The sequence below is a fragment of the Kitasatospora sp. NPDC015121 genome, assembly GCF_055562955.1.
This window is the reverse complement of record NZ_JBVHEH010000010.1, coordinates 21,072-33,784: the sequence shown is the minus strand read 5'-3', so window position 1 is coordinate 33,784 and position 12,713 is coordinate 21,072. Positions and strand designations below refer to the sequence as shown.

11 protein-coding genes are annotated in these 12,713 nt (G+C 76.1%); 3 read left to right on the top strand and 8 right to left on the bottom strand.

The features are described from left to right. Window positions 1-3 precede the first annotated feature (3 nt). Both ACZ3J7_RS16355 and ACZ3J7_RS16350 read right to left on the bottom strand, forming a co-directional pair. Window positions 4-906 (bottom strand): 5'-3' exonuclease, encoded by a 903-nt coding sequence (locus tag ACZ3J7_RS16355; RefSeq protein WP_465621607.1) that lies wholly within the window; start codon window positions 904-906, stop codon window positions 4-6. Between the two features lie 155 nt (window positions 907-1,061). Next, window positions 1,062-2,156, bottom strand: a complete 1,095-nt coding sequence (locus tag ACZ3J7_RS16350) for a cation diffusion facilitator family transporter (protein WP_465621180.1) — start codon at window positions 2,154-2,156, stop codon at window positions 1,062-1,064. Between the two features lie 184 nt (window positions 2,157-2,340). Between ACZ3J7_RS16350 and chrA the strand changes: the two genes are divergently transcribed. Further along, window positions 2,341-3,588, top strand: a complete 1,248-nt coding sequence (chrA, locus tag ACZ3J7_RS16345; protein WP_465621178.1) for a chromate efflux transporter — start codon at window positions 2,341-2,343, stop codon at window positions 3,586-3,588. Between the two features lie 33 nt (window positions 3,589-3,621). On the opposite strand, the gene ACZ3J7_RS16340 is transcribed toward chrA, so the two are convergent. Continuing rightward, window positions 3,622-4,428, bottom strand: a complete 807-nt coding sequence (locus ACZ3J7_RS16340) for a gamma-glutamyl-gamma-aminobutyrate hydrolase family protein (RefSeq protein WP_465621176.1) — start codon at window positions 4,426-4,428, stop codon at window positions 3,622-3,624. A gap of 240 nt (window positions 4,429-4,668) precedes the next feature. On the opposite strand from ACZ3J7_RS16340, the gene ACZ3J7_RS16335 reads away from it, so the two are divergent. Beyond that, entirely contained in the window at window positions 4,669-5,859 is a 1,191-nt protein-coding gene (locus ACZ3J7_RS16335) for a DUF2510 domain-containing protein (protein ID WP_465621174.1), read from the top strand. 313 nt (window positions 5,860-6,172) lie between these two features. On the opposite strand, the gene ACZ3J7_RS16330 is transcribed toward ACZ3J7_RS16335, so the two are convergent. The 3 genes from ACZ3J7_RS16330 to ACZ3J7_RS16320 all read right to left on the bottom strand — a co-directional run bounded on the left by ACZ3J7_RS16330 (window position 6,173) and on the right by ACZ3J7_RS16320 (window position 8,770). Then, window positions 6,173-7,408 (bottom strand): RNA polymerase sigma factor, encoded by a 1,236-nt coding sequence (locus ACZ3J7_RS16330; RefSeq protein ID WP_465621172.1) that lies wholly within the window; start codon window positions 7,406-7,408, stop codon window positions 6,173-6,175. Beyond that, window positions 7,405-7,812 carry a YciI family protein gene (locus tag ACZ3J7_RS16325; protein WP_465621170.1) on the bottom strand — a complete coding sequence of 136 codons (408 nt, stop codon included), beginning with the start codon at window positions 7,810-7,812 and terminating at the stop codon, window positions 7,405-7,407. Before ACZ3J7_RS16325 ends, ACZ3J7_RS16330 begins: the two co-directional genes overlap by 4 nt. Window positions 7,813-8,212: 400 nt before the next feature. After that, on the bottom strand, window positions 8,213-8,770 hold the full coding sequence (locus ACZ3J7_RS16320) for a TetR/AcrR family transcriptional regulator (RefSeq protein WP_465621168.1): 558 nt from the start codon (window positions 8,768-8,770) through the stop codon (window positions 8,213-8,215). An 85-nt stretch (window positions 8,771-8,855) separates the two neighbouring features. On the opposite strand from ACZ3J7_RS16320, the gene ACZ3J7_RS16315 reads away from it, so the two are divergent. Further along, window positions 8,856-10,100 (top strand): FAD-dependent monooxygenase, encoded by a 1,245-nt coding sequence (locus tag ACZ3J7_RS16315; protein WP_465621166.1) that lies wholly within the window; start codon window positions 8,856-8,858, stop codon window positions 10,098-10,100. Between the two features lie 112 nt (window positions 10,101-10,212). Here ACZ3J7_RS16315 and ACZ3J7_RS16310 read toward each other — a convergent pair whose 3' ends face one another. Beyond that, window positions 10,213-11,433, bottom strand: a complete 1,221-nt coding sequence (locus tag ACZ3J7_RS16310; RefSeq protein ID WP_465621165.1) for an alanine racemase — start codon at window positions 11,431-11,433, stop codon at window positions 10,213-10,215. Window positions 11,434-11,556: 123 nt separating this feature from the next. Further along, a complete protein-coding gene (locus tag ACZ3J7_RS16305; protein WP_465621163.1) occupies window positions 11,557-12,618 on the bottom strand; it encodes an ABC transporter substrate-binding protein in 1,062 nt (353 codons plus the stop codon). Between the last annotated feature and the right edge of the window lie 95 nt (window positions 12,619-12,713).

Here is a 12,713-nt window from a genome sequence, read left to right as displayed (position 1 = left end):
GCCTCAGCGTTCGGCCAGCACCTCCAGCAGCCGGGTCAGCGACGTCCCGAGGCCCCAGCGGCCGGCCAGCCACTCCAGCGCCTCCGGATCCCGGGGGACCCGCGGCAGCTCCGGCTCGAACACGGGCAGCGGGACGTCCGTGGCGACCCGCACCACCGCGGGCGCCACGTCCAGGTACGGCGCCGCCTCCAGCAGGTTGCGGCGCCGTGCCGGGGTCAGCTTCGAGGCCGGATCGGCCGCCGCCGCCCGGACGCCCGCCAAGTCCCCGTACTCCTGGACCAGTTGCGTCGCCGTCTTCTCCCCGATGCCCTTTACCCCGGGCAGCCCGTCACTGGCGTCACCGCGCAGCGCCGCCAGATCGGCGTACCCGGAGCCGGGCACGCCGTACTTCTCGCGCAGCGCCGCGTCGTCCATCACCAGCGCCGAACCGACGCCCTTCGCCGGGTACAGCACCGTCACCGCGCGGGCGTCGTCGACCAGTTGGAAGAGGTCCCGGTCGCCGGTGACGATCTGGACCGGGCCGGTGGCGCGGGTGGCCAGGGTGCCGATCACGTCGTCGGCCTCGTAGTCGGGGACGCCGACCCGGGCGATGCCCAGCGCGTCCAGCACCTGCTCGATCACCGGGACCTGCGGGGCCAGCGTGTCCGGCACCTCCTCCTCGCCGGCCTGCGCCGCCTCGGCGACCCGGTGGGACTTGTAGGTGGGGATCAGGTCGACCCGCCACTGCGGACGCCAGTCGGCGTCCATGCAGGCGACCAACTGGTCCGGGCCGTGGTCGTGGACCAGCCGGGAGATGAAGTCCAGCAGGCCGCGCACCGCGTTCACCGGCTCGCCCTGCGGGGAGCGGAGCGAATCCGGGACGCCGAAGTAGGCGCGGAAGTAGAGGCTGGCGGTGTCCAGCAGCATCAGGCGGGGCGCGGCGGAGGCGGTCGGTGCGGTCACCCCCCGATCATGCCGCATCCCACCGACAACCCCGGGCTGACGGGCGGTCAGTACGGCCGGGGGATGCCCGGCGGGTGCGTTCGGTGCGGCTGCTCGGCGGATGCGTTCGGGGCGGGTGCTCAGTGCGGGTGCGGGCCCGCGCGGTGCACCGGGCCGTGGACGTCCCCGCAGTGGTCGCGGCCCTCGTCCCCGGCCGCCGCGTCCGCCGCCGCCGCGGCCGCCGCGCTGTTCGGCGCGATCTGCAGCAGGTCGTCCTCGCCGCCCTCGCCGACGTGGTCGACCTGCAGGGTGGCGTGGGTGATCCGGTACTCCTCGCGCAGCCGGCGCTGGAGCTCGCGCTGCACCGCGTGGCAGTCGCCGCCCGGAGTGACCAGGACGTGCGCGGACAGCGCGGGCTCGTTCGAGGTGATCTCCCAGATGTGCAGGTCGTGTACCTCCTCCACCTGCGGCGCCGACACCAGCCGGTCCGCCACCGCGTCCGGGTCGACACCGGCCGGCGCGGCCTCCAGGAAGATCCGCGCCGAGTCCCGGACCAGCCCGATCCCGGCCCGCAGCATCAGCGCCACCACCACCAGCGAGGCGATCGCGTCCGCCCGGACGAACCCGGTGAACAGCACCACCGCGCCCGCCACCGCCGTCGCGACGAACGCGTACAGATCGGTCAGCACGTGCTGGAACGCGCCCTCGACGTTCAGCGAGGACCGGTTCGCCTTCGACATGCACCAGGTCGCCGCGACGTTCACCACCACGCCCACCAGCGCCGTCACCAGCACCAGCGCGCCCTCCACCTCCGGCGGCGAGACGAGCCGGCCCACCGCCTCGTAGCCCAGCCACGCCGACAGCACCAGCAGCGTCACCCCGTTCGCCTGCGCGGAGAGGATCTCGGCCCGCTTCAGCCCGTACGTGTAACCGCCGCGCGCCGGACGCGCCGCCAGCCGCATCGCCACCAGCGCCAGCGCGATCGACGCCGTGTCGGTCAGCATGTGCGCCGCGTCCGAGATCAGCGCCAGCGACTGCGCGGCGAAACCGACCACCACCTCGCCGACCATGAACACCGACAGCAGGACCAGCGCGCTCCACAGCCACTTCCGGTCCGCGTCCGCCGCCACCGCGTGGCTGTGCCCGCCGGACGCTCCGTGCCGGTGGCCGTGGTCCTGGTCGTGGCCGTGGTCCTGGTGGTCCTGGTGGTCGTGGTCGTGGTCGTGCCCGGCCATCGGGATCCCTCCGCTTCTGGTGTCCGCCGTCCGCTGCCCGCACCGGAAGTGAACCCCAGAACGGACGAAGATCCAAAGGCGGCAGTGGTGACCGTTGTCGTTCCCCGTTGCGCCATCCGGGTCGGGTAGGGTGCGCCCCGCATCCGCGCAGCTCGCGCGGCAGTCGAGCAGGGGACGGACCCGGATGGCGGAGCAGGCGGGAGAGCGGACGGGGGAGCCGGCGGGGGAGCGGGTGCCGCTCGCGGTGATCGCCCGGGAGTGGGGCCGGATCGGCGTCCTCGGCTTCGGCGGGCCGCCCGCGCACATCCTGCTGCTGCGCCGGCTCTGCGTGGAACGGCGCGGCTGGCTCGCCGCGAGCGAGTTCGAGGACGGCATCGCCGCGACCAACCTGCTGCCCGGACCGGCCTCCACCCAGCTGGCGATCTTCACCGCCTGGCGGCTGCGCGGCACCGCCGGGGCCCTGGTCGGCGGCGCGGCGTTCATCCTCCCCGGGCTGGTGCTGATCCTGCTGCTGTCCGCGCTGTTCCTGACCGGGAACCCGCCGCGCTGGGTGCTCGGCGCCGCCGCGGGCGCGGGCGGCGCGGTCGCCGCCGTCGCCGTCCAGGCCGCCACCGCCCTCGTCCCGCCCAGCCTGCACCGCTCCGGCCCCGGCCCGGCCCGCGTCCGCTGGACGGCCTACCTGCTGCTCGGCGCGGCCGCCGCCGTCCTCACCGGCCCCTGGCTGGTCCTCGTCCTGCTCGCCACCGGCGCCGCCGAGATCGCCTTCCGCCGCCGCGCCCACCCCGGAACCAGCCGTACGGGGGACGGCCCGCTCGGCCGACCGGACGAGGACGGCCCCCGCCCCGGTGGCGGGCCGCGCCGGGCGCTGCCGCTGCTGGTCCCCGGACTGGCCGCGACCGGCGGGCTGGGCGCGCTCGCCTGGGTCGCGTTCAAGGTCGGGGCGCTGTCCTACGGCGGCGGCTTCGTGATCATCCCGCTGATGCAGCAGGACGCCGTCGAGCGCTACCACTGGATGACCGACGGCCAGTTCCTGAACGCCGTCGCGCTCGGCCAGATCACCCCCGGCCCGGTGGTGCAGACCGTCGCGGTGGTCGGCTACGCCGCCGCGGGCGTGTTCGGCGGGCTGCTCGCCCCGGCCGTGGCCTTCGCCCCGTCCTTCCTGTTCGTGCTGTTCGGCGCCGCGCACTTCGACCGGCTGCGCGCGCACCGCGCCGTCCAGGACTTCCTCACCGGCGCCGGCCCCGCCGTCATCGGCGCCATCGCCGGCTCCGCCCTCCCGCTCGCGCTGGCCCTCGGCCGCCCCTGGCAGTACGCCGTGCTGGGCCTCGCCGCGCTCTGGCTGCTGGTGCTGCGCCGGGGCGTCGTCCCCTGCCTGCTCGGCGCGGCCGGCCTCGGCGTGCTCGCCGCCGAGGCCGGACTCGCGCTGCCCTGAGCCGCTCCCCTCGCCTCGGAAGCGCGGGGAGGGCTAGAACGCCGGGAGGGCCGCCTCCGCCGGGCTGTCCGGGGTGGTGAGCGGGGCGAGCCGGGTGGCGTGCACGAGGGCGCGGGCCACCCGCAGGTCCTCGCCCTGCTCGGGGTGCCACTGGACGCCGACCGTGAAGCCCGCGCCCTCGACCGCCTCGACCGTGCCGTCCTCGGCGTACGCGCTGGCGGTCAGGCCCTCGCCGAGCCGGGCGACCGCCTGGTGGTGGAAGGTCGGCACGACCACCGACTCCTCCGGCAACAGATCCGCCAGCAGCGTGCCGGGGACGGGGCGCACCGCGTGCCGGCCGTACTCGCCGGGCCCGCCGATGTGGCTCAGCTCCTCGCCGACCACGTCCGGCAGGTGCTGGACCAGCGAGCCGCCGCACACCACGTTCAGCAGCTGCATGCCCCGGCAGATCCCCAGCAGCGGGGTACCGGCGGCGAGCGCGGCCCTGATCAGCGCGGCCTCCCACAGGTCGCGCTCGGGGGCGTTGGCCACCGTCTTCTCGTGCGGGAGCTCGCCGTACAGGACCGGGTCGACGTCCTCGCCGCCCGCGATCACCAGGCCGTCCAACCGGGCCACCACCGCCGCCGCGTGCTCCGGCGCGTCCGGCGGCAGCATCACGGCGATGCCGCCGGCCGCCCGCACGAACTCGGGGTAGCGCACGGGGAGCAGGACGGAGCGCAGCCGGTCCCAGCGGCCCCAGGCGGCGTCGCCGAGGTAGGTGCTGATGCCGATCACGGGCCGGGCCGCAGGACCGGCGGCGGGGCCGGACGCGGGACGGGTCACGGGAGGACGAGAGGTCATGGCGCGCATTCTGCCGTGCGCCCCCGCGCCCCGCCGGGTGACCCACCACTCCCGTGCGCCCCATCAGGCGCGTGGAGCACAGCGCGCGCCCCCGACGGCGAGCCGGGAGGGGTCGGGACGGGTTCGGAGGGCCCGGAAGGGGGACGGACGTCCGATTCTCACCGGAATCTCATCGCCGGACCCCGGTTTCCGGCCCCGCGCTGATTTCCCGCTTATCCGCAGCCCCCTAGGGTCTCTACCGTGAGCGAGCAGCAGATCCCGGCCGGGTGGTACCCGGACCCCGTCGACACCGACCGCGACCCCCGCCCCCAGCGCTGGTGGGACGGCAACGGCTGGACGGCCGAAACCCGCCCGGCCTCCGCCCCGCAGCCGGAGGCCGCCCCCGCCGACGCGCCCGCCGGCGGCACACCCGCCGATGCGCCCGTTGACGCGCCGCCCCCCGCGCCGTCCGCCGGCGAGCAGACGGCCGTCCTCGAAGGCACCGTGCTGGACGCCTCCGGGCAGGCCGTCGCCTACCCCCCGCTGCCCCCGTACACCGGGCAGTACGGCAGCAAGCCGACCCGCAACCGGCCCCCGAAGCCGGTCATGGTCGCCGCCTCGGTCGCCGCCGTGCTCGGCCTGGCGGTCGGCTCCGGCGTCACCTACCTCGCGATGGACGGCCGCCACGACGACACCAAGACCGCCTCCTCGAGCTCGGACGGACACCGCTTCGGCGGCGACCTCTTCGGCGAGGGCGGCGGCAACGGTGGCAGCGGCAGCGGCAGCGGGGGCAAGGGCGGGAACGGGAGCGGCGGGAGCGGCAGCGACCCGTTCGGCTTCGGCAGTGGCGGCAGCGGCAGCGGTGGCGGCAGCGGCAAGAACGGCCAGGGCAACGGCGGCGGCACCGGCGGTGGCGGCACCGGCAAGAACGCCCAGGCCGCCGTCGACATGGTCAACGGCATCTCGCTGCCGATCCCCAGCGGCTGGGAGGGCGGCACCACCGCCGGCGGCTACGCGGCCCTCTCCATCGGCAGCTACACCTGCGTGGACGGCACCGATGGCTGCTCGCTGGGCGGCGTCTCCACCAGCCAGCTCAAGGGCACCGACGCCAAGCAGGGCGCGCAGGACGACATCGCCACCGCCGCGAAGGAGGCCTACGGCGACCTGAAGGGCCACCAGGAGCTGAAGAGCGAGGCCGTCACGGTGGCCGGCCGCTCCGGCTACCTGGTCCGCTGGAAGGTCGACGCGGCCAAGGGCAACCCCGGCTACGTGGAGACGGTGGTCTTCCCGACCGCCGACGGCAAGTCGCTGACCGCCGTCCACTTCGGCTTCGACATCGCCGACAAGGCCCCCGCCCCGGACCAGATGGACACCATCGTCAAGGGCATCACCAAGATCGACCCCAGCACCTTCAAGGGCGGCACCGGCGGCACCGGCGGCACCACCACCTGACCGCCCCATCACCCGCCCCCGCCCGACCACCACCGCAGCCCGGCGCACCGCCCCCTCGGGGACCCGGAGCGCCGGGCCGCTCCGTTCGGCCACTCCGTTCGGCTGCGTAGGCGGCCGTCGGGCACGGTTCGACGACGGCCGAAGGGTCGTCGGCCCGCTTTCCGTCTCAACTTCCGCTGCTCGACAGCGCGCGGAGTCGGGCGGCCCGCCGGATCAGGTGGTTCCGTTCGGCGGCGGTGCCGTCCGTCGAGCACAGTTCGGCGGCGGTCGAAGGGTGGTGGGCGCGCTTCCCGTTGTTCCCGCTCCTCCCTCCTCAGCCGCTTTCGCGCAGCAGTGTGTTGAGCCGGGCGGCCTGCCGGATCAGGTGGTCCCGTTCGACTGCCGTGTCGGCTGCGCGGGCGGCTGCCGAGTACAGTTCGGCGGCGGTCGAAAGGTCGTCGGCCCGTTCGTGCAGGTAGGCGCGGGCGGCGGTGTGGCGGGGGAGTTCGGGGTCGAGCGCGGCGAGTGCGGCCAGGCCGGCGCGGGGGCCGTCCGCCTCGCCGACGGCGACGGCGCGGTTGAGGCGGGCCACCGGGTTGTCGGTCAGGGCGGTCAGTTCGTCGTACCACTCGACGATCTGCACCCAGTCGGTCTCGGCGGCGGTCGGCGCGTCCGCGTGCAGGGCGGCGATCGCGGCCTGGGCCTGGTACTCGCCGAGCCGGTCGCGGGCCAGTGCCGCCTGCAGGACGGCGACGCCCTCGGCGATGGCGGCGGTGTCCCAGCGGGTGCGGTCCTGTTCGGCGAGCGGGACGAGGCTGCCGTCGGGCGCGGTCCGGCCGGCTCGGCGGGCGTGGTGCAGCAGCATCAGCGCGAGCAGTCCGGAGACCTCGGGGTGCTCGACCAGGGCGGCGAGCTGCCGGGTCAGCCGGATCGCCTCCGCCGCCAGGTCGACGTCGCCCGAGTAACCCTCGTTGAACACCAGGTAGAGCACCCGCAGCACGGTCGCGACGTCCCCGGGCCGGTCCAGCCGGACGCCCGCGACGGTGCGCTTGGCCCGGCTGATCCGCTGCGCCATGGTCGCCTCCGGCACCAGGTACGCGGCGGCGATCTGCCGGGTGGTCAGCCCGCCGACCGCGCGCAGCGTCAGCGCCACCGCCGAGGACGGCGTCAGCGACGGGTGCGCGCACAGGAAGTACAGCCGCAACGAGTCGTCGGTGTCCGGGACGGGGCCGGGCGCGGGCTGCTCGTCGACGGCGTCCTCCCGGCGGCGACGCGCGCTGTCGGCCCGCGCCGCGTCCAGGAAGCGCCGCCAGGCGACGGTCACCAGCCAGCCCTTCGGGTCCCGGGGCGGCTCGGCCGGCCAGCGCCGGACGGCCTCCAGCAGGGCCTCCTGCACGGCGTCCTCGGCCGCCGCGAAGTCGGCCCCGCGCCGGACCAGCACGGCCAGCACCTGCGGCGTCAGCACCCGCAGCAGCCCCTCGTCGACCCCGCGGCCCTCCTCGGGCCCGGCACCGCCACCCCCCTCGGACGCGGCCCCGTGCGGCCCACCGGCGCCGTCCGGCCCGTTCATTCGGTGACGGTCGGCGGCTCGGACATGACCGGACGCAGCTCCAGCCACTCGCGGATCGGCTCCCCGCCCGCGCCGGGCGCCGCCGACAGCTCGCCGGCCAGCTCCAGGGCCCGTTCCCGGCTGTCCACGTCGATGATCATCCAGCCGGCGATCAGGTCCTTGGTCTCGGCGAACGGCCCGTCCGTCACCGGCGGCTTCCCCTCGCCCCCGTACTGCACCCAGGTTCCCTCCGGCGCCAGCCCCTGGGCGTCCACGAACTCGCCGGTCCGCTCCAGCTTCGCGGCGAAGTCCCGCATGTACTGGATGTGCGCCGTGACCTCCGCGGGCGTCCACCGGTCCATCGGGACGAAGCCCTGGGGCTCCGGCGCGCCGCGGTAGTGCTTCAGCAGCAGGTACTTGGCCATCGTTCTCACTCCTCCGTGCGGATGCGGCCCATTCTGGCCGCCTGCACCCCTGGGACGGAGCCGCTCCGGGGTTCTCGACACGGCCCGGCGAAATTCTTCGAGAAAGTTCCGCTGCCCCACCCGGAACGCCCCCGCCCCCGCCGAGCCCTGTCCGGACAGCCCCCACCGGCACACCCATTCCCCCGCACCGCCGGATCGGCCACTCCGCGCTGCCCGACCGCCTGCTCGCCCCCGGTGGCCACCTCGTCTGCACGCCCGCCGCGCTGCGCTGAGGCGTTGACCGGCCTCGCCGAGGTCGGGCCCCGCCGGATGCGCGAACAGCCGGACGGCTCCGGGTTGTTCGGCGTCCCGTTCCCGTGGACGGCGCTGGTGCGCCGCGACGCGGGGGCCGGTCGCCGCCTCAGCGCAGCGCGGCGGCGACCAGGCCTTCGAGGGCCTCGCGCGGGACGTCGCCGCCGCTCACCAGCCGGTCGAAGACCAGTCCGTCGAAGCAGGTCAGCAGGGTGTGGCTGCGCTCCTCCACGTCCGCGACGCCGCGGGCGGCGAGGAACCGCCGGACGGTCTCGCGGCCGGCGTTCTCGCGGGGGACGAGGATCTCGCGCAGTTCCCGGTCCCGGACGCTCTCGACGGCGCAGGCGTAGCGGGCGAGCGAGCGGCGGCGGCCCTCGCCGGTGAGCCGGCGCCGGGCGAGCAGGGCCATGCCGTCCACCAGGTCCCCGACGGTGCGCGGCGGCGGCAGTTCGGCGGGCACCGCCGCCAGCTCCGCCTGGTCGAGCCGGACCAGGTGGGTGACGAGCGCGGTGAGCAGCGCGGCCCGGGTGCGGAAGTACGCGGAGGTGGTGCCCGGCGGCAGGCCGGCCCGGCGGTCGACCGCGCGGTGGGTCAGGCCGCGGACGCCCTCGTCGGCGAGCACGTCGATCGCCGAGTCCGCGAGGAGGGTGCGCCGGTCCGAAGCCATGCTCCTTTCTACACCTGTAGGCGTATCCGCGGGTGCTCGGCTAGGGTCGTCTTCTACAGATGTAGAAGAAATGGGGGTTCGAGTCATGGGCGGCACGGCAGTGGTGGTCGGCGGAGGCATCGGCGGACTCGCCGCCGCGATCGGCCTGCACCGGATCGGCTGGGACGTGACGGTGCTCGAACGCGCGCCCGTGCTCGACGACGCGGGGGCGGGCATCTCGCTGGCCGCCAACGGCCTCCGGGCCCTGGACGGACTCGACCCCGCCGTCGGCGCGGCGGTCCGGGACGCCTCGCGCGGCCAGTACGACGGCGGCACCCGGACGCCCCGGGGCGGCTGGCTGACCCGGCTGGACGGCGCGGCCCTGGAAGCGGCCGTCGGCACCCCGATCACCGGCATCCCCCGGGCCGCCCTGCACCGCCTGCTCCGCGACGCCCTGCCCGCCGGCACCCTGCGGACCGGCCGCACGGCCCTCGCGGTCGAACAGACCGGCCCGGCGACCGTCCGCGTCGACCACGGCCCCGCCGCGCGCCCCACCACCCCCGTCGACGGCGCGAACCACGCCGCCACCACAACCCCCGCCACCACAACCCCCACCACTACAACCGCGCTGCACGCCGACCTGGTGGTGGCCGCCGACGGCATCGGCAGCGCGATCCGCCGCCGCCTCCTCCCCGACCACCCCGGCCCCGCCTACAGCGGCTCGACGGTGCTGCGCGCCATCACCGAGCACCCCGTCGACCTCCGCACCGACTTCGAACTCACCTGGGGCCGGGGCGCCGAGTTCGGACACATCGCCTTTCCGGACGGCCGGGCCGAGTGGCACGCCGTCCTCACCCTCCCCGCCGGAACCCGGTACGCCGACCCGCTGGCCGAACTGCGCCGACGCTTCCACGACTGGCACGACCCGATCCCCGCCCTGCTCGGAGCGACTCGGCCCGACGCCGTCCTGCACCACGACGTCGACGAACTCCGCACCCCGCTCCCCACGTACGCGCTCGGACGGATCGCCCTGCTCGGCGACGCCGCCCACGCGATGACCCCCAACCTCGGCCAGGGCGCCTGCCAGGCCCTGGAGGACGCGCTCACCCTCACCGCCGCCCTCGCCACCGAGCCCACCGTCGACGCCGCCCTCACCCGCTACGACGCCGACCGCCGCCCCCGCAGCCAGGCCGTCGCCCGCGCCGCCCGCCAGGCGGGCCGCATGGGCCACCAGCTCTCCCACCCCCTCGCCGTCGCCCTGCGCAACACCGCGCTGCGCCTGACCCCCTCCCGTGCCGCGATCCGCATGATCCTCCGCCACCACGCCTGGACCCCGCCCCGCCTCGCCTGACCCACCTCGCCTGGCCCGCACTTGGACCCGCCGCAGGTCACTCGTCGTCGTCCCCCGCGGCACGACGCGGCGCACCCGCCCGGCGTGAACCGGTGCCGGACGGGCGGGAGTCTCAGAGGAAGGTGTGCCCCTCGCCCCGGTAGGTCGGGACGGTGGCGGTGACCGCGTCGCCCTCGATCAGGTGCAACTGCTCGAAGCGCTCGCACAGTTCACCCGCCTTCGCGTGCCGGAACCACACCCGGTCGCCGATCAGCAGGTCGTCCGCGGCCGAGCCCAGCAGCGGGGTCTGCACCTCGCCCGCGCCCTCCTGCGGGTCGTAGCGCAGGCCGGCCGGCAGGTACGGGACGGGGGAGCGGTCCTGGCCGGCCGGGCCGGAGGCGGGGTAGCCGCCGCCGAGCACCGTCACCACGCCGACCCCGGGGCGCCGGACCACCGGCTGGGCGAACAGCGCGGCCGGACGGCCCCGGAAGGCGCGGTAGTTGTCGAACAGCCGGGGCACGAACAGGCCCGAGCCGGCGGCCACCTCGGTCACCGCGCGCTCCGCGACCGTCGACTCGACACTGCCGGTGCCGCCGCCGTTCACGAACTCCAACTCGGCGACCTCGCGCACCCGCCGCACCACCTCGGCCCGCCGCGCCGCCAGCTCGGCGCGGGCCTTCGCCTGCATCAGCCGAACCGCCGCCGAGCGCAGCGGCCGACCCGGCACCGCGTCCCCGACCCCCGCCACGTGGCCCTCGTACGCCATCAGCCCGACCACCTCGAACCCCCGCCGGGCGTTGACCAGTTCGGCGAAGCGGCCGAGCTGCTCGGGCGTGCGCAGCGGCGAACGGCGCGCCCCCACCCGGAGCCGGCCGCCCAGCAACCGCAGTGAGGTGTCCAGTTCCAGGCAGACCCGCACGGTCGCCGAACCCTCGCGCGCCGCGTCGATCAGGTCGAGCTGGGCGACGTCGTCGACGACCACGCTCACCTGCCGGGCCAGCTCCGGATCGGCGGTCAGCCGGCCGAACGCGGCCCGGTCCGCCGACGGGTACGCCAACAGCACGTCGGTGAAACCGGACTCCACCAGCCACAGCGACTCCGCGAGCGTGAAGCTCATCACCCCCGCGAACCCGTCCACCTTCAGCACCCGCTCCAACAGCGCCCGGCAGCGCACCGACTTCGACGCCACCCGGATCGGCTTCCCGCCCGCCCGTCGCACCAGATCGGCCGCGTTCGCGTCGAACGCCGCCAGGTCGACGACGGCCAGCGGCGCGTCCAGGTGCGCCGTCGCCCGGTCGTAGCGGGCCCGGTCGGAGACGGCGCCGCCGGTCGCGGGGGTATCGAGGAGTGCCATGGGCGCAGACTGCCACATCCCCCTACTGGACGGTAGATCCAACGGTCCCCGAATCCACCGCGCCCCGCGCCTCGTGCCCCACGCCCGGCGCCACAGCCCCGACCGGCCCCGACCGGCCCCGGCTCACGCCGTGTGCAGCACCCGCAGGCGCCCCGGCTCCGCCGGGTCCCGGTCGACCACTCGGACCGGCGGCCAGGCCCACTGCCACACCCCGCTGCCCGGCACCCGGGAGAACCGCACCGTCCCGCGGGTGCCCGCCACCTCGACGTCCGACCAGCGCACCTCCGCGCCGCTCCCCGCCCGCAGCGCCGCCGCCAGCACGGCCGCCGCGTCCCAGCCCTCGAAGGCGACGAACGACGGCTCGGCGCCCAGCAGTTCGCGCAGCTCACCGCCCACCCGGGTGCCCAGCGGGTCCAGCCGCTCGGGCAGGTAGCTCAGGAACGGGACCCCGGTGCCGTCCGGGCCCAGCGGCTCCAGCCAGTCCGCGAACTCGGGCTGTCCGGCCGGCGCGCCCAGCAGCAGTCCGCGCAGCCGCCGGTCGCCGCGGGCCGCCCGGACGATCGGTACCGCCGGGTCCGGGTAGCCGACCAGCAGCAGCAGCGCGCTCGCCCCGCTGCCCGCCACCGCGTCGCACAGCGTCCGCGGGGTGCGATCGCGCAGGTCGAACGCCACCACCTCCCCGTCGCGCTCGGCGAAGCGCCCGCGCAGCACCTCCGTCCCCGCCGCCCAGTACGCGCCCGGGGCGACGGCCAGCGCGATCCGGCGGTGGCCCGCGTCGAGCAGGAAGTCCGCGTACGCCCGCCAGCCGTACGACTGCGCGGGGGCGATCCGCGCCACCAGCCGGGCGGGCGCGTCGACCAGGCCGTCCAGCACCGCCGAGGAGCACAGGTACGGCAGGCCCAGCGCCTCGGCCCGCTCCGCCACCGCCCGGGCCACCACGCTGTGGTACTCGCCCACCAGCGCCGCCACCCCCAGCCCGGCCAGCTCACCGACCGCCTCCGCCGCCCGCGCCGGGTCCGCCGCCGTGTCCCGCACCAGCAACTCGACCGGCCGGCCGCCGATCCCACCCGCCGCGTTGACGTCCCGGACGCCCAGCTCCAGCCCCGCCAGCAACTGCCGCCCCGCCGCGACCCACCCGGGCCCGCTCAACGGCGCCAACGCACCGACCCGCACCACTGCCGTCATCCCGCCAACTCCCCCTGCCCGCCGCTCCGCCGGCCCGCCGGCCCGCTCACCGGCCACCGATTATCCGCCACGCCCGCCACGCGGCCGCCCCGGAC